The organism is Niallia sp. FSL K6-0212, from assembly GCF_038007605.1.
Lineage (GTDB): Bacteria > Bacillota > Bacilli > Bacillales > Cytobacillaceae > Niallia > Niallia circulans.
This window is the reverse complement of the sequence record NZ_JBBOXL010000001.1, coordinates 3,797,137-3,815,364: the sequence shown is the minus strand read 5'-3', so window position 1 is coordinate 3,815,364 and position 18,228 is coordinate 3,797,137. Positions and strand designations below refer to the sequence as shown.

The 18,228-nt window shown below is 36.1% G+C and carries 18 protein-coding genes and 1 other annotated feature; of the genes, 17 read left to right on the top strand and 1 reads right to left on the bottom strand.

The window, feature by feature from the left end:
• Nucleotides 1–394 precede the first annotated feature (394 nt).
• The 17 genes from MHH96_RS18125 (at nucleotide 395) to MHH96_RS18045 (ending at nucleotide 17,023) form a co-directional block, all read left to right on the top strand.
• Nucleotides 395–808 (top strand): CoA-binding protein, encoded by a 414-nt coding sequence (locus MHH96_RS18125; protein ID WP_061796204.1) that lies wholly within the window; start codon nucleotides 395–397, stop codon nucleotides 806–808.
• Nucleotides 809–1,449: 641 nt separating this feature from the next.
• Nucleotides 1,450–3,429, top strand: coding sequence for a DNA topoisomerase IV subunit B (gene parE / locus MHH96_RS18120; protein ID WP_047940642.1), 1,980 nt, complete (start codon nucleotides 1,450–1,452; stop codon nucleotides 3,427–3,429).
• The gene (gene parC / locus MHH96_RS18115; RefSeq protein ID WP_095321566.1) at nucleotides 3,426–5,861 is read left to right on the top strand and encodes a DNA topoisomerase IV subunit A; all 2,436 of its coding nucleotides are present in this window, start codon (nucleotides 3,426–3,428) and stop codon (nucleotides 5,859–5,861) included. Before parE ends, parC begins: the two co-directional genes overlap by 4 nt.
• 420 nt (nucleotides 5,862–6,281) lie before the next feature.
• Nucleotides 6,282–7,058 (top strand): hypothetical protein, encoded by a 777-nt coding sequence (locus MHH96_RS18110; RefSeq protein WP_047940644.1) that lies wholly within the window; start codon nucleotides 6,282–6,284, stop codon nucleotides 7,056–7,058.
• A 76-nt stretch (nucleotides 7,059–7,134) separates the two neighbouring features.
• Nucleotides 7,135–8,199 carry an AbrB family transcriptional regulator gene (locus MHH96_RS18105; RefSeq protein WP_341117809.1) on the top strand — a complete coding sequence of 355 codons (1,065 nt, stop codon included), beginning with the start codon at nucleotides 7,135–7,137 and terminating at the stop codon, nucleotides 8,197–8,199.
• A 221-nt stretch (nucleotides 8,200–8,420) separates the two neighbouring features.
• Nucleotides 8,421–8,639 (top strand): SGNH/GDSL hydrolase family protein, encoded by a 219-nt coding sequence (locus tag MHH96_RS18100; protein WP_268874775.1) that lies wholly within the window; start codon nucleotides 8,421–8,423, stop codon nucleotides 8,637–8,639.
• On the top strand, nucleotides 8,627–8,914 hold the full coding sequence (locus tag MHH96_RS18095; RefSeq protein ID WP_328004410.1) for a GDSL-type esterase/lipase family protein: 288 nt from the start codon (nucleotides 8,627–8,629) through the stop codon (nucleotides 8,912–8,914). Before MHH96_RS18100 ends, MHH96_RS18095 begins: the two co-directional genes overlap by 13 nt.
• 11 nt (nucleotides 8,915–8,925) lie before the next feature.
• The gene (locus tag MHH96_RS18090) at nucleotides 8,926–9,657 is read left to right on the top strand and encodes a class I SAM-dependent DNA methyltransferase (protein WP_061796196.1); all 732 of its coding nucleotides are present in this window, start codon (nucleotides 8,926–8,928) and stop codon (nucleotides 9,655–9,657) included.
• 21 nt (nucleotides 9,658–9,678) lie between these two features.
• Nucleotides 9,679–10,323 (top strand): histidine phosphatase family protein, encoded by a 645-nt coding sequence (locus MHH96_RS18085; RefSeq protein ID WP_053215577.1) that lies wholly within the window; start codon nucleotides 9,679–9,681, stop codon nucleotides 10,321–10,323.
• A gap of 47 nt (nucleotides 10,324–10,370) precedes the next feature.
• Entirely contained in the window at nucleotides 10,371–10,889 is a 519-nt protein-coding gene (locus MHH96_RS18080) for a DNA topology modulation protein FlaR (protein WP_061796535.1), read from the top strand.
• A gap of 60 nt (nucleotides 10,890–10,949) precedes the next feature.
• Nucleotides 10,950–11,162 (top strand) — a binding site (T-box leader).
• Nucleotides 11,163–11,207: 45 nt separating this feature from the next.
• Nucleotides 11,208–11,669: an HIT family protein gene (locus MHH96_RS18075; protein WP_341117808.1), complete on the top strand. Its 462-nt coding sequence runs from the start codon at nucleotides 11,208–11,210 to the stop codon at nucleotides 11,667–11,669.
• On the top strand, nucleotides 11,669–12,475 hold the full coding sequence (locus MHH96_RS18070; RefSeq protein WP_047940649.1) for a protein phosphatase 2C domain-containing protein: 807 nt from the start codon (nucleotides 11,669–11,671) through the stop codon (nucleotides 12,473–12,475). The genes MHH96_RS18075 and MHH96_RS18070 overlap by 1 nt, the downstream gene beginning before the upstream one ends.
• Nucleotides 12,476–12,601: 126 nt before the next feature.
• Nucleotides 12,602–13,633 carry a glyceraldehyde-3-phosphate dehydrogenase gene (locus tag MHH96_RS18065; RefSeq protein WP_144546128.1) on the top strand — a complete coding sequence of 344 codons (1,032 nt, stop codon included), beginning with the start codon at nucleotides 12,602–12,604 and terminating at the stop codon, nucleotides 13,631–13,633.
• Nucleotides 13,634–13,826: 193 nt separating this feature from the next.
• Nucleotides 13,827–14,540, top strand: a complete 714-nt coding sequence (locus MHH96_RS18060) for an ABC transporter ATP-binding protein (RefSeq protein ID WP_047940651.1) — start codon at nucleotides 13,827–13,829, stop codon at nucleotides 14,538–14,540.
• The gene (locus MHH96_RS18055; protein ID WP_047940652.1) at nucleotides 14,533–15,693 is read left to right on the top strand and encodes an ABC transporter permease; all 1,161 of its coding nucleotides are present in this window, start codon (nucleotides 14,533–14,535) and stop codon (nucleotides 15,691–15,693) included. Before MHH96_RS18060 ends, MHH96_RS18055 begins: the two co-directional genes overlap by 8 nt.
• A gap of 52 nt (nucleotides 15,694–15,745) precedes the next feature.
• Nucleotides 15,746–16,363: an NUDIX hydrolase gene (locus MHH96_RS18050; RefSeq protein ID WP_047940653.1), complete on the top strand. Its 618-nt coding sequence runs from the start codon at nucleotides 15,746–15,748 to the stop codon at nucleotides 16,361–16,363.
• Between the two features lie 93 nt (nucleotides 16,364–16,456).
• Nucleotides 16,457–17,023, top strand: a complete 567-nt coding sequence (locus tag MHH96_RS18045) for a nitroreductase family protein (protein ID WP_047940654.1) — start codon at nucleotides 16,457–16,459, stop codon at nucleotides 17,021–17,023.
• Between the two features lie 41 nt (nucleotides 17,024–17,064).
• Here the strand turns inward: MHH96_RS18045 and MHH96_RS18040 are convergent, their stop codons facing one another.
• Nucleotides 17,065–18,129 carry a DmpA family aminopeptidase gene (locus tag MHH96_RS18040; RefSeq protein WP_047940655.1) on the bottom strand — a complete coding sequence of 355 codons (1,065 nt, stop codon included), beginning with the start codon at nucleotides 18,127–18,129 and terminating at the stop codon, nucleotides 17,065–17,067.
• Nucleotides 18,130–18,228 lie beyond the last annotated feature (99 nt).

The window sequence follows — 18,228 nt, the reverse complement described above, 5'->3', positions numbered from 1 at the left end:
AAAGAAGCGATAATGAATTAAAAAATGGAAGCACATTGTTTTTAGAGTAACTATTTTGGAAGGGATAGAGGGAATTATAATGAATAATATTGCTTCAGTGTTCAATATAAAACAATGGAAAAGCGTGCTTTCTGGGAACCGATATAAGTCTTGCGAGCATTTATTAGAATGATAAGTGGGGAGATTTAAGGTATTATTTGAAAATGATCCCTGCAGATGTTTAGATATTGCTAAAAACTTTAGGTAGGAATAAATCTTTGTAAATAATGCAATTTTCTTTTGAAGTGTGGAAAAATTTGCTATTGTTATAGTGTATTCTATTATGCTTTCCATCGTTTTTTCTTCCCTCTTTGGGGAAATATACTAGAAATGAATTGGAAAAGGAGCGATTTTAATGACAATTGAAAATCCAAGTCGAGAAGAAATTGGAAAAATTTTAAAAAAAGCGAAAAAAATTGCGGTAGTTGGCTTAAGCGATAATCCTTCCAGAACATCCTATATGGTTTCAGAGGCAATGCAAAAGGCAGGATATGAAATTATCCCCGTAAATCCAACGGTGGACGAAGTGCTAGGTGTAAAAGCAGTTAAGCAATTAACAGATATCGAGGGACATGTTGATATTGTTAATGTATTTAGAAGATCGGAATTCTTACCAGAGGTTGCAGCTGACTTTGAAAAAATAGATGCAGATGTATTTTGGGCTCAATTGGGGCTTGTACATGAAGAAACATTTCATGATCTAACAGAAAAAGGCTATACGGTAATCATGGATCGCTGCATTAAAGTAGAACATGCGATGACAAAATAGGAAACGACAAAGCAGAATGGTTGTCACTAATCATTCTGCTTTGTCGTTTGTAATAGAATAGCATTTATCCTATAAAGACTGTTTGTTTGAGTGGTTAAAACGTTATCAATTTTAAAAAAAAGAAGACAGTATTTATAATCTTATTCGTTTTTCCATAGAATCTGTGTTAACATAATATAGATAAAAAGAGGAAATCCTCTTTAAAAAAATCTTTTGCTTTTGCCATTATTGGTATAATATTGGTTTTGTCGGGAAAAAATCGAAAGATAAAATGGAAATTGAACGTGAAAAATGAGAATATGTGCTACAATACGAAATGAGAACAAATGTTCTTAATCAGACAGGTATCAACAACTGTTTATTAAAATTCGATAATTTGAAAAAAGAAGGTTAGTAGAAAAAGCCTTCTTTTAAACTCGTCTAATAAAAAGCAGGGCTGTTTTAGAATTATTGTTAACGATAGAAATTAGCTTTATATAAGAAAGTGACAAAAATTCTTAACTGCCTAATAAACAATTTTCCGATAAATGTTTTGAATCTTAGAGGATAATTCGTTTTTTAGACGAATACATAAACAATTGTTCGACATGATACATAGAAAGATACTATGTCGGATTTGTAGAAGTGAAAGGGGTATGTCAGTGGCAAAAAATCAGCAAGCATTCGAATATAATGATGATGCCATTCAGGTGTTAGAAGGTTTAGAAGCTGTCAGAAAACGTCCAGGTATGTATATCGGGAGTACAGATTCTAGAGGTTTGCATCATCTTGTATATGAAATTGTAGATAACGCAGTCGATGAAGCACTGGCTGGATATGGAGATGCAATTATTGTAAAAATTCATCGCGACAATTCCATTAGTGTCAAAGATAGAGGACGTGGAATGCCGACTGGAATGCATAAGATTGGAAAGCCAACTCCTGAAGTTATCTTTACCATTCTTCATGCTGGAGGAAAATTTGGACAAGGCGGTTACAAAACAAGTGGCGGCTTACATGGTGTAGGTGCTTCTGTTGTGAACGCATTATCAGAATGGGTTGTTGTAAAGATCAAGCGCGATGGCTTTATTTATGAACAACGTTTTGAAAACGGCGGAAAACCTGTCACCACACTAGAAAAAGTCGGGAAAACAAATCAAACTGGAACAACGATTCACTTTAAGCCAGATCCAGCGATATTTTCAACAACCACTTATAATTATGAAACGCTTTGTGAACGATTAAGAGAATCTGCCTTTTTATTAAAAGGGCTAAGAATTGAAATTATCGATGAAAGAAATAATGAGCACGGTGTTTTCCATTATGAAAATGGAATAGAAGCATTTGTTGAATATTTAAATGAAGAGAAAGATACCTTGCATCCAGTCGTAAGTCTTGAAGGCGAAAGTAACGGGATTGAAGTGGAATATGCTTTTCAATTCAACGATGGCTATTCAGAAAATGTTTTGTCCTTTGTTAATAATGTCCGCACAAAGGATGGCGGGACACATGAAGCTGGGGCCAAAACAGCCATGACTCGTATGTTTAACGAATATGCGCGTAAAGTTAATCTTCTGAAAGAAAAGGATAAAAACTTGGATGGTTCCGATATCCGTGAAGGTTTATCTGCTATCGTTTCTGTACGTGTACCGGAAGATTTATTACAATTTGAAGGGCAGACAAAAGGAAAATTAGGGACAAGTGAGGCAAGATCAGCTGTGGATGCTGTTGTTTCTGAACACTTAGCTTATTTCTTTGAGGAAAATCCTGAAGTCAGCTCCCTTTTAATTAAAAAATCGATTAAAGCGGCACAAGCTAGAGAAGCTGCTCGAAAAGCAAGAGAAGAAGCAAGAAGCGGGAAAAAACGTAAACGTGGAGAGGCTGTTCTTTCTGGTAAGCTAACTCCTGCCCAATCGAAAAACCCACAAAGAAATGAATTATATTTAGTGGAAGGAGATTCTGCTGGTGGTTCCGCAAAACAAGGGCGAGATCGCCGCTTTCAAGCTGTTCTTCCATTGCGCGGAAAAGTAATTAATACAGAAAAAGCAAAGCTTGCAGATATCTTTAAAAACGAAGAGATAAACACAATTATTCATGCGATTGGAGCTGGAGTGGGAGCCGACTTTAAAGTAGAGGATTCAAACTATGATAAAGTCATCATCATGACAGATGCTGATACAGACGGTGCACATATTCAAGTTCTTCTATTAACGTTTTTCTATCGCTATATGAAACCTCTAGTAGAAGCAGGTAAGGTATATATCGCTTTACCTCCATTGTATAAGGTTAGTAAAGGTTCTGGAAAAAAAGAAGTCATTGAATACTCATGGAGTGATGATGACTTGCAAGATACCATTAAAAAAGTGGGAAAAGGCTATATTTTGCAAAGGTATAAAGGTCTTGGCGAGATGAATGCCGATCAACTTTGGGAAACAACGATGAATCCTGAAACAAGAACATTAATACGAGTTAAGATAGATGATCTGGCCCGTGCAGAGCGTCGTGTCACAACATTAATGGGTGATAAGGTTGAGCCACGTAGAAAATGGATTGAATCGAATGTTGCATTTGGATTAGAAGAAGAAGGCAATATTCTCGAAAATGAAAATATTATGGTCACTGAGGAGGAGAGTCCATCATGAGTTCATTAGAGCAATACCGTGATTTACCTTTAGAGGATGTTCTCGGTGATCGTTTTGGACGGTATAGTAAATACATTATTCAAGAACGGGCGTTACCGGATGCGAGAGATGGATTAAAGCCTGTTCAGCGTCGTATTCTTTATGCGATGCATGAAGAAGGAAATACACATGATAAACATTTCCGTAAATCAGCAAAAACAGTCGGGAATGTTATTGGTAATTACCATCCCCACGGCGATTCTTCTGTATATGATGCGATGGTAAGAATGAGTCAAGAATGGAAGGTTCGTAATGTCCTAATTGAAATGCACGGAAATAACGGTAGTATTGACGGGGATCCGCCGGCAGCTATGCGTTATACAGAGGCTAGATTATCGGCTATTTCTGCAGAGTTACTCCGTGATATTGAAAAAAGAACAGTTGATTTCATTCCAAACTTTGATGATACATCCAATGAACCAACGGTGTTACCAGCGAAATTTCCGAATTTGTTAGTGAATGGTTCTACAGGTATCTCGGCAGGATATGCAACAGATATACCACCACATCATTTGGGAGAAGTTATCGATGGTGTGATTGAGCGCATGGATTCACCAAATTGTACAGTGGAAGACGTTATGAAACATATAAAAGGTCCAGATTTTCCGACTGGTGGTATTATCCAAGGAGTAGAAGGCATTAAAAAGGCATATGAGACTGGTAAAGGGAAAATCATTGTTCGCGGGAAAACAGAAATTGAAACATTAAGAGGCGGCAAGCAGCAAATTGTCATTACCGAGGTTCCTTATGAGCTAAATAAAAGCAATCTTGTGAAAAAGATTGATGAATTGCGTTTGGATCGTAAAGTTGAAGGAATTGCAGAAGTAAGAGATGAAACGGATCGTACAGGATTGCGAATTGTAATTGAGTTAAAAAAAGAAGTAGATGCAAACGGAATTCTAAATTTCTTATTTAAAAATACCGATCTACAGATTACCTACAGCTTTAATATGGTTGCCATTCATAATAAACGTCCAAAGTTAATGGGAATTATCGCTTTACTTGATGCTTATATCGAGCATCAAAAAGAAACGATTAAACGACGTACTGAATTCGACTTGCAAAAAGCTAAAGATCGAGAGCATATTGTGGATGGATTAATTAAAGCATTATCTATTCTTGATGAGGTTATAGCAACGATCCGCGCATCAAAAGATAAACGAGATGCGAAAAATAACTTAATGGCTGCTTTTCAATTTACTGAGCCTCAAGCAGAAGCAATTGTGTCTTTACAGTTATACCGCTTAACCAATACAGATATAACGGCATTAGAAGCAGAGGCGGCAGAGTTGGCTAAAAAAATTGAAGAGTGGACGGCAATCCTAGCAAGTGAAAAGAAATTGCTTTCGGTTATTAAAAAAGAACTAAAAGACGTAAAAAAACGCTTTGTTAGTGAAAGACGTACATTAATACAAGATGAAATTGAAGAAATTAAAATCAATCTTGAAGTCTTAATAGCGAGTGAAGATGTAATTGTCACTGTAACGAAAGATGGATATATTAAGCGCACAAGCCAGCGTTCTTATGCAGCGAGCAATGGCCAAGATTTTGGCATGAAAGATACAGATAGAATACTTGCTAAGATAGATGTAAACACAACTGAAGTCTTGTTATTGTTTACAGACAAAGGCAATTATCTCTATTTACCGGTACACGAATTGCCAGATATACGCTGGAAGGATCTCGGTCAGCATATTTCCAATATTATACCAATTGACCGAGATGAATCGATTATTAAGGCGATGCCTATAAAAGATTTTGAACAAACTCAATATCTGCTTTTCTTTACGAAAAATGGTATGGCAAAGAAAACAGAGTTGATTAACTATAAAGCACAGCGTTACTCTAAACCATTAGTTGCTATTAACCTAAAAGGAGACGACGAAGTAGTAGATGTTTTCCTAACAAACGGTAAACAAGAAGTTTTAATAGCAACTCATATCGGCTATGCCTTACGATTCCATGAAGAAGAAATCAATATCGTTGGCGCAAGAGCAGCTGGTGTAAAAGGTATTAATCTTAAAGACAATGATTATGTTGTTGCTGGTAAAGTTATAACAAATCCTCAGCAGGAAAGCGTCGTTATTATTACGCAACGCGGTTCCATAAAAAAAATGAAACTCACTGAATTTGAGTTTTCTGGAAGAGCAAAACGAGGCTTGATTATGCTTCGAGAATTAAAAGCAAATCCACACCGAATTGTTGGGATGACAATAGCTGGGGCACAAGATACCATTTATATTCAAACCGAAAAAGGCGAAATTGAATCGGTGAAAACAGCAGATCTTCGTTTTAATGATCGCTATTCAAATGGATCCTTTATTATCGATGAAACTGAAGCAGGTAAAATTGTTGAATTATGGGAAGAAAAAGTTAGCGATGAGCAAGTATAAATAATATTAGAATAAGAGGTTTCTGATTCGCAAGGTTAACCTGCGAATCGGGAACTTCTTTTTATAAATGAATAAGTTTTGGATATAGGAAAAAGCGATGAAAACCTCTATTGAAGAGAACGAAGGGGAAAAAGCGTTCATCGAATGAAAGAAAACCACTTTTGGGAAGAATGCCGGTGAAAATAGCGTTCATCAAACAAATGAATACTACTTTTTATAATACCACTGAAAATAGCAGCCTTTATCCGAGCAACCCCCGCTTTTTTAATACGAAAATCAAGAACGATAGAGCTCATTTACCTTCTAATAATAGCGCTTTACTTTATGCAAAAATCTTCTATTAAATTTTCTTTTCCTTTCTTACATGATTTTACCAAAAAAGGACACTCTAAAAGTAAGAAGACAGAGGGAGGTTTTAGCATGAGAAGGGAAATGCTTGTTGCTTTATGTGCTTTCTTTTTGATGACTTTAACTGCTATTACTGGTGTATATGCAATGGAAAAAGAAGATAAAACAAACAAATTAATTTTGGAAGAAAAAATTGATATAACTAATGATGAGCAGGAAGAAATTGTGCAATTAAAAGGAGATGCATCCGATCAGCCTGAAAATAGTAATTTCTTTAAGGAATTTTCCCTGAAGGTAACGAAAGGAAAAGATAAGGGCGCCACTCTAACAGTTGAAGGCGGATTTGATCCTACATTACATATAATCGATATAAATGATGATCATCAGAAAGAAATATTACTTACTGTTTCTGCGAATGAAAGAGGGACAGAAAAAAACTTTTATTTCTTTCAACTGCAAGGCAATCATTTAATAGAATTGGAAAAACCAGAGTTGGCATCGGTTGAAAGTCAGTTTAAAGATGCCTATAAAGCTGAAATAAAAATAAACAAAGAAAAAACATATATTTTCGATTTGTATGATCGGAGAAACCATTATGAGAAACTAGGTCTTTACCATAAAGGAAGATTAAATGAACCAACTGAATTAATTCTATCCCCTTTCTCTGAATTAAAAGTAACACGATTTAACAATCAAACGGCGATGAAAGGGAAACAAAGAATTAGTGGACTGGCGACAGTTGATACGATTGGTTACTTAGAAACTTGGTGGATATGGAAAAAGGAAGAATGGGTATTAGAAAAAGTAAAAGTGAAGGAAATTAGTTATAAAGGAACGAATCACCAATAAACAAGAGATTCTTCATTTTAAGGAGAAATAAGTAGTATAATGAAAGTACTTATTTCTTTATGAAGGGATCGAAATTATGTTATTACTTTTCTTATGTTTAAGCGCTGTACTTGGAGGATGGGTGTTTCAAGTATGCCAGCTTCCCCTGTCTTGGCTGCTTGGCCCCATGTTCAGTACGATCCTTTATGTGCGGCTTGCCAAAATCTCTCCGAAATTACCTTTCTCATTTCGAGATATCGGACTCCTTGTTATTGGCTACCTCATTGGAAGACAATTTACCAGCCAGACACTTATTGAAATGGGGATCCATCTCCCCTCTATGCTTTTCATGACGGTTGTTATGCTTGCCTTTAGTATACTTCTCGCCTTTATAACCTCAAGATTAACGCATAGTAATTTAAAATCAACTGTTGCCGGCAGTATCCCAGGGGGACTATCTCAAATGGTGGCGATTAGTTCAGAAATAAAAGGAATTGATCTCACTGTCGTTACAGTTATTCAAATAAGTAGAATTTTATCTGTCATGATTCTCGTTCCACTCCTCGTATATAGTCCGATTTTGTATGGCAATCAAGGAGTGGCAGCGGTAACATCCACTAATGGAAGCCCGGGCTATCATTGGATCATTTTCTTGATCTTATTCTTTTGCTATTTAATTGCAAGCATAGTAAAAAAGTGGAAGTTTCCAGCGCCGTTTATGATTGGTCCGATGCTTCTTGTTGCAACTATATCGATTGCTGGGATGGATGTACCTGCAATTCCGACAACTCTTGCATGTGTGGCGCAAACATTGATAGGTATTGATCTAGGTTTACAAATTAAATTTGGTAATATCGAAAACAAAGCAAAGTTTTTAAGCGTGGTAACAGTAACTTCTGCCTTACTAGTCCTTTTTTCTTTAGTACTTGGCTATATTTTAGTAAGTGTAGATCAGGATATCTCATTATTGACTGCTTTTATTGGGTTAGCTCCAGGAGGAATGGCAGAAATGGCCGTACTTGGCCAATCTGTTCATGCTAACTTGCCGATTATCACAACGTATCAGCTATTTCGATTGTTGTTTATCTTATTCTGTGTCCCAATGATTATGAAATGGGGATTTCAGCGTGTAGAAAAAAGATTAGCAGAGCGAAAAGGTTAATTTCAGCAGAAGTAATTTGTGCAATAATCTAATTGCTACTTGTAATTTTTTATTTCCCCTAATCAATGAAAAGAAAAAGACGAATCATTATAATTAGTATAAAATAGGATAGAAGCAAGTGGTTTGAATATTCTTATAGGAAGGAGGGAGAAAAAATACCTGTTTTAATATGCTTTGGAGATAGTATTACCGCAGGGAGAGAAACTAGAAACGAACCTGTTTTGACAGCCATGCTGGCAGATACAATCGATCATTATGAAATAATCAATGCAGGAATAAATGGGAATAACACGGTTGATGCATTAAATAGAATTGAAGCAGATGTTATCCAGAAGCAGCCTGATTTAGTAACAATTTTATTTGGTGCAAATGATGCAGCCTTTCATAAGATGATTGACTTACCACCTATCGAAAAAATAGGAGGAGAATCGTCCAATTAATTGATCCAGACAAAGCTATTCTGATTACGCCAGCTCCCGTCGATGAAACGTTGCAGTTTGCGAGGGCAAATGAGGTTTTAGCAAGGTATGCAAATGCAGTTAAGGAAGTTGCCAATGAAACAGGAGCATACTTTATTGATTTTTATACTGAAATGCTCTCTTTAGAAGATTATCAGAAGAAACTAAAAGGTATACATAATGATGGTCTTCATTTTGGGGAAGAAGGTTATGCTATTTTAGTAGATTTGCTTGTAAAAAAATTACATGAAATTTAGTAGGTGGAGATATGGCATATACAGGTTCATCTTTATACGATAAGGAACAATTTTTTGAAAGTTATCGGGCTAGAAGAAATCGAGAAACAAGCCCCAACAATAGTATAGAAAGCCCTATTTTGTATGAGCTATTAGGGGAAGTAGACGGTAAATCTGTCCTTGATTTAGGTTGTGGAGATGCTCGTTTTGGTATAGAACTGTTAGAAAAAGGTGCAGCATGCTATACAGGAATAGAAGGTTCAAAGAGAATGTTTGATGAAGCTTCCCATCTTTTAAATGGCACAACTGCTTCTGTTTACCATTCTACACTAGAGGATTGGAAATTTACCAATAGCAAAGTGGATATCGTTGTCTCACGCTTATTATTTCACTATATTAAAGACTTACAGCCAATTTTTCAGGGTGTATATGATCAGTTAAATGATAATGGTAAGTTTATCTTTAGTGTGCAGCATCCTCTATGTCTTTCTACATTTGAAAGTTCCGTTTCCTCGAAAAAAAGAACGAATTGGATTGTCGATGATTACTTTTCCATGGGAGAAAGAATTGAGCGATGGATAGACGAGGAAGTAGTAAAATATCATCGCACGATAGAGGAGTATTTTCGACTGTTAAAAGAAGCAGGCTTTAAAATAACCGACTTACGGGAAGGAATGCCAAAACGAGAAAATTTTCTGCAAAAAGAAGAATATGAAAGGCGAATGAGGATTCCGCTTTTCTTGATAGTATCCTGTGAAAAATAAAGCAAAGGAAGGGAGTTTCAAATGAAGAAGGAATTGAGACTGTATTTTATCAGACATGGAGAGACTCAATATAATATCGAAAAGAGAATGCAAGGGTTTTGTGATTCTCCTTTAACAGAAAATGGGATTTTACAAGCAAGATCGGTTGGTGCTGGTTTATCAGATATACCTTTTGAGGCTGCTTATGCCAGTGATAGTCAGAGAGTGTTAGATACGGCAAAATTTGCTATTGGTAATAGAAATATTCAATTAACAAAAGATGCAAGATTAAAAGAAATGAATTTCGGAATGTTAGAAGCAATGCTGCAGACAGACATTATCGCACAGCATGGAGATATAGTGGAAAGACTCTTCTCCTTTACAGATATGGAAAGCAAAGTCCAAGATGGAGAATCCTTTACTGAATTATTAGCGCGGACAAGAGCGGCTGTTGACGATATTATTGCTAAGCATAAAGATACAGGCGGCAATATTTTGGTTTTCTCTCATGGTGTTACGATTGGATTTTTCATTAAATCTCTGCTAAATATGGCTGATTACCCACACCATGATAATTGCTGCGTTTCTGTAATTCACGTAAAAGATAGTCAAATAATGGTCGAAAAAGTAGCAGATCCCTCTTTCCGTGATAATGGAAAGATGTCTTTATCTTTAAATATTGAATAGATGCTTCCCCGACACTCATGAAAATCTTGTATAAAGGAGGTGGGGAAATAGTGAAAGCTACTCCTAATAAGATACATATCATTGGTTCTGTAGCTAGTGGAAAAACAACATTAGCAAAAGATTTATCAATGAAATTACAAATTCCCTATTATGAATTAGATAATGTTGTTTGGAAACGATCAGATAGTGGAGATATTAGAAGATCGGAAGAAGAGAGGAAAGCACATTTACTGTCCATCACCCAAACAGATAGATGGATTGTAGAAGGTGTTCATAGTGAGGAATGGGTAAGTGGCAGCTTTCAACAAGCAGACGTCATTGTTTTTTTGGACACCAATTATTCTAAGCGCACCTATCGTATCGTAAAACGATACGTTAAACAGAAGCTTGGTCAAGAAATGGCCCATTATCAGCCAAACTTAACAATTTTCTTTAAAATGTTTAAATGGAATAAGCATTTCGAGCAAGTAGGTAAACCTTTTTTCTTTCATACATACAAACAGTATCAGAACAAAATTTTTGTGATAAAAAATGAAAATGAATTGTCAGACCTATTTAGAAAATAACGATTGACATTTTTTGAAGTTTTTCCTAAAATAACAGAAAGTTTAAATTAGTTAAATAAGATAAACACGATGATTAGGAGTATTAAGAAGTAAGTATGCTAGAGAGAGCTGTCGTTTGGTGAAAGATAGCGCATATCACTTCCCAACTCGCCTAGGAGTGGTTAGGTAGAAAGGTATATCTAGACGGTTGGCTCACGTCATTGAGCTTAAGAAGGTTCGTTATTCTAACGAATGAAGAAGAGTGGTACCACGATAAATCCTATCGTCTCTTTTAAGAGACAATAGGATTTTTTTATACTATTTTAGGGGGAAAGGGAAATGGAAACCAATTGTTTCATATGCGATAAACATAAAGGGATTATTAAAACAGCAGGAATACCAATCTATGAAAATGAATATGTTTATGATGGTCATATTGACAGAAAAGGCAAGGGCAGTTACCTAGGACATCTTATGATCGATTTAAAAAGACATATTCCTACACTTGCTGAGATGACAAATGATGAAGCAAAGGCGTTTGGACTTATTATTTCAAGAGTCAGCAAGGCATTAAAGGAAACAGAAAACGCGGAACATATTTACGCTCTCGTCTCAGGAAATTCGGTTCCTCATCTTCACCTTCATCTAATTGCAAGATATCCCAATACTCCTGAAAGATATTGGGGACCAACGGAGTTATATGATTGGACCGAGGCTCCGATTGCAAACGAAGAGGAAATGAGCTCTTTATGTAAAAGAATAAAAAATTACTTAGCAAATGAAGTTTTTGAGGAAGCGTAATGGAATATAAATGGGTAGGTTCTGATAAGAATTATGTAGATGAAATTAATATCCTCCATCTAAGAAATAATTTAGTACTTGGACGCTTTGGAGGAAACTCCTCTGCAGGTCAATATAAAAATGAAGACGGCTGTTTCATTTGGATAGAACGCGAATGGGAGCTTGTCATCCTCTTGGATGCACATGATTCAGCACAAAGTGCAGAATTAGTAATAAAAAGTATAGCGACAAAGAAAGAGGAGATCAAAACAATTCTACAATTACCGTTAAAGAGAGTATTCCAAGAAATTACTTCCTTTTTCTTAAACCATTTCGCAAGCAAGGAGTTTCTGGAGCAAAGCATGATGATTCAAGGAGAAACTGCGTTCTTAATCGTTGTACGAAAAGAAAACTATTTATGGTGGTTATCAATTGGCGACTGTATACTTGCACTCAATCATCCAGAACTTTCAAGATTAGGAGAATACCAGCAAAATCACCGTAGCTTTTATGAATGGATTGGGCTAAACAGTAGTTTTCATCAAGAAGTACCTTCCTATAATCAGGGTGTGAAAGAATTAAGAAAGGGAAAAACACATATCTTTCTCACTACTGACGGACTGATTGAATGTCCCAACACGGATTATCATAGGATGGAATCCATTTTTCAAGCTTTTGATTCATTTTCCAATCAAGAGAGCGTCTATTATTTATTAAAGGAAATAAAAAAGAAAAATGTCCGTGACAGTACAACGATAATATCTTGGATTGTTCATAATAACAAAGAAGCTACGATGCCAAGTGATTTTGTAAAAGGAGTGAGATAAAGTTCAAGGCACTATAAGAATACATCTTATTTTTAATCAAATAAGATGTATTTTATTTTAAATATGTTATACTTATTATAGAGTATTAATTTAATAGTATAACATATTTAAAAAGGAGCGAAGTCTATGACAATATCAGTTGCAATTAATGGCTTTGGGAGAATTGGAAGAATGGTGCTTAGAAATGCTATTAATGATCAAAGTATACATATTACTGCTATTAATGCCAGTTATCCTTCTGAAACGATAGCACATTTAATAAAGTATGACACAATTCACGGGAAGTTTCCAGGTAAGGTTGTGGCTAAAGAACATTCGATTCTTATAAATGACCAAGAGATTCTATTAGTGAATAACCGTAATCCAGAAAAACTTCCGTGGCGTGAATTGGGAATCGATATCGTAGTAGAAGCTACTGGGAAATTTAACACGAGAGACAAAGCAGCAATGCATTTAAAAGCTGGTGCGCATAAAGTAGTGCTTACCGCTCCTGGTGTAAATGCTGATGCAACCATCGTCATGGGTGTGAATGATAGTATATTAAATATTGATAAACATCATGTTATTTCGAATGCATCATGTACGACCAATTGCTTAGGACCGGTTGCTAAGGTTATAGACGAACATTTTACGATAAAGAATGGATTAATGACAACGATTCACTCCTATACCAATGATCAAAACAATATAGATAATCCCCATCATGATTTACGGCGGGCAAGGTCATGTGGGCAAAATATTATTCCCACTTCGACTGGAGCAGCTAAGGCCTTAAAACAGATCCTTCCACATTTAGAAGGAAAACTTCATGGAATGGCGTTAAGAGTGCCAACACAAAATGTTTCTTTAGTCGATTTAGTCGTCGATTTAGAAAAAAATGTGACGAGTGAAGCTGTTAATCAAGCTTTTGAAGAGGCTTCAAACGGAAAACTGAAAGGGATTCTAAGCATTACAGAGGAACCTTTAGTATCTGTTGATTTTAATACAACAACCGAGTCTGCAACTATTGATGCTTTATCTACAATGGTCATCGGGCAAAATAAAGTGAAAATACTAGCTTGGTATGATAATGAATGGGGCTATTCTAATCGAGTGGTTGATTTGGTAAAGCTTGTTGGAAGCAAACTGCGTGTGAAAATGGATAGTCATGCTGTGTAAAAGATAGTTAATCGATGGCATAGATGCAGGAAGGTAATTATTATCTGACTGCATCTATTTTTTTGTTTCCTTCTTCATGATGCTTCTCTACCAGTAGTGCGATTTTTTTAATCTCCAAAAATTTTTTCTAATTTAGAAACTTTCTTACAGATTTGTCCGTATGAAAGAAGAATGAGATGGGGAGGGTGTGTAAATGTCTCTTTTAGAGGTAGAGATTCAATCAGCTGGATACGAGCAAAAGAAAGAAATTATTAGAGAAATTAATTTTACTATTGAAAAAGGAGAATTAGTTGGTTTAATTGGGCCAAATGGTGCTGGCAAAAGTACGACAATCAAAAGTTTATTAGGTTTAATCGAACATTTAGAAGGAACGGTTTCCTACATAGATGGGATAACTTATTCCTATTTACCAGAACGACCGATTTTCTATGATGAATTAACATTATGGGAACACCTAGATTTTGTTGCAGCAGTAGAGGGGCTAGAAGAAAAGGAATATAAGCAAAAGGCTAATGAGTTACTAAATATGTACAAGTTAGCGGAACACGCGCATGAAAACCCAACTAAATATTCAAAGGGAATGCAGCAGAAAGCGATGCTTATACTTGCGATGATTACAAATCCATCCTTATATATTATTGATGAACCGTTTATGGGACTTGACCCCAATGCCATGAAGCTTTTTCTCGGATCGATGGAAATAGAGCAAAAACGCGGTGCTGGCATATTAATGTCTACCCATGTATTAGATACAGCAGAAAAGATTTGTGATCGATTTCTTATGATCCATAATGGTCAGCTAGTGGCAAAAGGAACATTAGAGGAGATAAGGGAGCAATGTCAGTTACCTGATGGCTCTTTGTATGATTGTTTTCATTTGTTAGCAGAGGATCATGGTAATGAATAGTAGAAAGTTGTTTTTTTCACGTTTAATTAGCAATTGGCACTATCAATGGAAAGTACTTCGATCAATTGCTGATTGGACGGTAATTGTATATATCTTAGTCCCTCTAGGTGTTTTCTGCGGTGTTATCTATCGTTCTTGGTGGCTGGAGATACCTGTTTGGATACATAAGATCCCTTTTATTGTTCCTTTTTTCTGCCTTTACTTTCTGGCATGGATTGGCAATATTCGAACCCTTATTGTGGAAGCTGATAAAGTATTTTTAGTCAAACAGCTTCATTTGAATGGAAGGTTAAAAGCACTGAGCTATTTCTATTCTCTGTTCTTTCAAACAATGGTGCTGGCAGCAGGCTTCTTATGCCTTCTACCATTTTTACTCCATTATTATTTGTTAAATTGGTCAGAAATTCTTGTCTTATTTGTCTATTTCACTGCTTTACAATCTTGCTTCATGTTATGGAAGTACCATATCCGAAAAATAGGTTCTATATGGGCAAAAAGCTTGCTGGTGGTTTTCTTGTTTCTTGTATTGAATTGGTTTAGTCAATGGATTTATCATATAGTGGATATGGGAATGACTATTCCAGTATATGCACTATCACTAATTATTCTCTTGTTGTCGATCTTCTTTAGTTTGACAGCTTTACGAAAGATTGCGTCCATTGATCTCCATATTGAATTAGAGCAAGAGCGTAAAACTAGCATGGTTCAGGCTATCTATTTAGCGGCTCCTGAAATAGAAAAACCGGTCATTATGAGAAGAAAGAAACCGCGTATTTTCAAAAACTCTAAACGGATCTTTCAAAAACGCACACCAATTAATGGCTTTATCGAATTATTTATTAAGATTGTTATACGTAATTCCAGTTATTTATATGGGTATTTGATGTTAATTAATAGTACTACAGGCGCCATGATTATAGTACCGCCGCTATGGCTTAAGATTCTTATTTTTGCAGGGTTTTCTATTATCATGCATGGGTGGCTTACTACCCTATGGAATAAAGTGTGCCACTACCATCCGTTGATGAAAAAATATATGGAAAGTGATGCTTATTATTCAGCAAGGAAAAAAGCTGTAAGCGGTATGCTAAGCCTTGCGTTAGTGCTGGTACTTTTTTTAACTTGTGTATTTGGGTTTGTTATTGGAAGGTAAGTCTATGCAATTTGTAAAGTGTTTCAGTTTATTAAAAAAAGGAGGTCATTAGATGGAACCGAGATGGTTACAATGGGCAAAACAACTTCAAGCAATCGCCCAAGCCGGATTAACCTATTCAAAGGATACTTATGATTTGGAAAGATTTGAAGATATCAGGAAGATCAGTTTAGAAATTATGTCGGAATATACCAAGGTGGATACAACATGTATTCGTGATCTTTTTGCAAATGAAACAGGGTATGCTACACCAAAAGTAGATATTAGGGCAGTAGTTTTTCAAGATAATAAAATACTAATGGTGAAAGAGAAGACAGATAACTCCTGGGCCTTGCCAGGAGGCTGGGGCGATATTGGCTTAACTCCAGCTGAAGTTGCAGTAAAAGAAGTACAAGAAGAATCAGGTTTTGAGGTGAAAGCTGTAAAATTAATTGCGGTTATGGATAAGAAATGCCACCCGCATCCTCCATCTCCATACCATGTATATAAAATGTTCATTCAGTGCGAGATTGTAGGAGGAGAGGCGCAGGAAGGAGTAGAAACTAGCTCTGTCGGTTTCTTTGCAAAAGATGATCTTCCGCCTTTATCCATTCCAAGAAATACTGAATCACAAATATTACTAGCCTTTAAACATATGGCTAATCCGTTGGAGCCTGTTTATTTTGATTGATTCTTTCTATTCTTTAGAATCAATTAGTTGAATTGTCAATTTTTTATCATTAAAATGGAATAGAAATGAAATAACTTTTGAGGGTGGATACTTATGAAGGAAAATGAAATACATACATTTCGTCAAGCAGACCACGAGATTGATCCAATTTTTTTAAATCGTTGGTCACCCCGTTCTTTTTTAGATAAAGAAGTTTCTGAAGAAGTCTTAATGCGCCTATTTGAGGCGGCTCGCTGGGCGCCTTCTGCAAATAATTTGCAGCCATGGCGTTTTATTGTTGCTCGAACAGCAGAGGAACGATCATTATTCCATTCTTTTATTTTTGAAAGAAATTTAGAGTGGTGTAAAAATGCACCGGTATTAGCAGTGCTTATTTCGGATAAACAAAATGGGATGAATGCCTTTGACAGCGGAACTGCATGGGGATTCTTATCCTTGCAGGCTATAAAAGAAGGTTTAAAAACACATGCTATTGGTGGATTTGATAAAGCAAAAGCTCGTGAAGTATTAAACATCCCAGAAGAATTTGATATTCAAGTAACTATTGCCATTGGTTATCAAGGGGAAAAAGAAGCGTTGCCGGAAGATTTTCAAGCAAGAGAAATTCCGTCTAGCCGCCGTCCGTTAGAGGAATCGATTTTGCAAGGTAAATATAAATAAGGAAAACAGACGCTTTGTATCATACAGGCGTCTGTTTTTTTCTAAAGTAAATGAATGTTGTATTCTCTTAATAAATCTTTAAGGGCTGGCCGTTCATTCCCATCTCGACCAATTACATGGGTTGCGGTTATCAAGGAATTTAGCACTGCTTCCTCTGTAGCTTCTCCAACAGCTCTAAATGCAACATCGATATCCTCTTCATGAATGGCTGAGATGGGGACGCTGGAATAAGGATTTTCGTGTGGTATTTTTGTTGCTGTAGAAAAACCAATGACTACTTCACCACTTCCAGTTGTGATAATCGAACCTGTTCGTGATAATCCTGTTACTGCGCGCTTAATTATTCGATTTAATTGTCTTTCCGAAACGGGAAGATCAGTAGCTACGATGATGATAACAGAGCCCTTGTCCTTATCTTTATTTGTCTGTGTAAGCTGTTTTTTGAGCTGTTGTCCAATTGGATTCCCCGCTATCACTAGATCACTCAGAGTACCAAAGTTGGTCAGTGCCAGTACTCCTATTGTATAGCTACCATGCTCCATATGTATTATGCGGGAAGAGGTTCCAATTCCACCTTTTAAAGAATAGCATAGCATGCCGCGGCCAGCACCAACTGATCCTTCATCAAATTCCGCAGAAGCATTAGCGATTGCCCCGAAAACATGGTCTTTCGTAATCTTTCTTGCTCTCACATCATTAAGAAACATATCGTTACACTCACACACAATGGGATTAACAGTACCTGTTGTTCTACCAATATCCTCGTTATGTTCTAGCATATATTCAATTAATGCATCAGCTGTCACACCGATACTTAATGTATTGGTTAAAAGAATAGGTGTTTCAATCGTTCCTAATTCTGTTATTTGCATTAAACCCATTGTTTTGCCAAACCCATTAATTACATGGCTTGCAGCGATTACCTTTTCTTTAAATATATTGCCTTGGTGGGGGATTATTGCGGTAACACCAGTCTGAGTGTCTTTATTATTTAATGTAGTATGGCCAACTGTGACACCTTCTACATCTGTAATGGCATTTCTTTTACCTGTTTCTAATTTTCCAATTATTATTCCATAATCTCGCAGCCTCTTTTGTCCATTCACTTTAAATAACCGCCTCTCCTTTTTATCCTTTTATTTTTTCAAAAATCAGTCAGTTAATCAAGTTTAAGATAATTTATCTCTCTATGATGAAATTCTTAA

What these genes read in the sequence shown, in the direction of transcription:
- parC (WP_095321566.1), top strand. Translation starts at nt 3,426, where the DNA reads ATGAGTTCATTAGAGCAATACCGTGATTTACCTTTAGAGGATGTTCTC.
- MHH96_RS18055 (WP_047940652.1), top strand. Translation starts at nt 14,533, where the DNA reads ATGAATAGTAGAAAGTTGTTTTTTTCACGTTTAATTAGCAATTGGCAC.
- MHH96_RS18090 (WP_061796196.1), top strand. Translation starts at nt 8,926, where the DNA reads ATGGCATATACAGGTTCATCTTTATACGATAAGGAACAATTTTTTGAA.
- MHH96_RS18045 (WP_047940654.1), top strand. Translation starts at nt 16,457, where the DNA reads ATGAAGGAAAATGAAATACATACATTTCGTCAAGCAGACCACGAGATT.
- MHH96_RS18125 (WP_061796204.1), top strand. Translation starts at nt 395, where the DNA reads ATGACAATTGAAAATCCAAGTCGAGAAGAAATTGGAAAAATTTTAAAA.
- MHH96_RS18050 (WP_047940653.1), top strand. Translation starts at nt 15,746, where the DNA reads ATGGAACCGAGATGGTTACAATGGGCAAAACAACTTCAAGCAATCGCC.
- MHH96_RS18085 (WP_053215577.1), top strand. Translation starts at nt 9,679, where the DNA reads ATGAAGAAGGAATTGAGACTGTATTTTATCAGACATGGAGAGACTCAA.
- MHH96_RS18060 (WP_047940651.1), top strand. Translation starts at nt 13,827, where the DNA reads ATGTCTCTTTTAGAGGTAGAGATTCAATCAGCTGGATACGAGCAAAAG.
- MHH96_RS18110 (WP_047940644.1), top strand. Translation starts at nt 6,282, where the DNA reads ATGAGAAGGGAAATGCTTGTTGCTTTATGTGCTTTCTTTTTGATGACT.
- MHH96_RS18105 (WP_341117809.1), top strand. Translation starts at nt 7,135, where the DNA reads ATGTTATTACTTTTCTTATGTTTAAGCGCTGTACTTGGAGGATGGGTG.
- MHH96_RS18065 (WP_144546128.1), top strand. Translation starts at nt 12,602, where the DNA reads ATGACAATATCAGTTGCAATTAATGGCTTTGGGAGAATTGGAAGAATG.
- MHH96_RS18075 (WP_341117808.1), top strand. Translation starts at nt 11,208, where the DNA reads ATGGAAACCAATTGTTTCATATGCGATAAACATAAAGGGATTATTAAA.
- MHH96_RS18070 (WP_047940649.1), top strand. Translation starts at nt 11,669, where the DNA reads ATGGAATATAAATGGGTAGGTTCTGATAAGAATTATGTAGATGAAATT.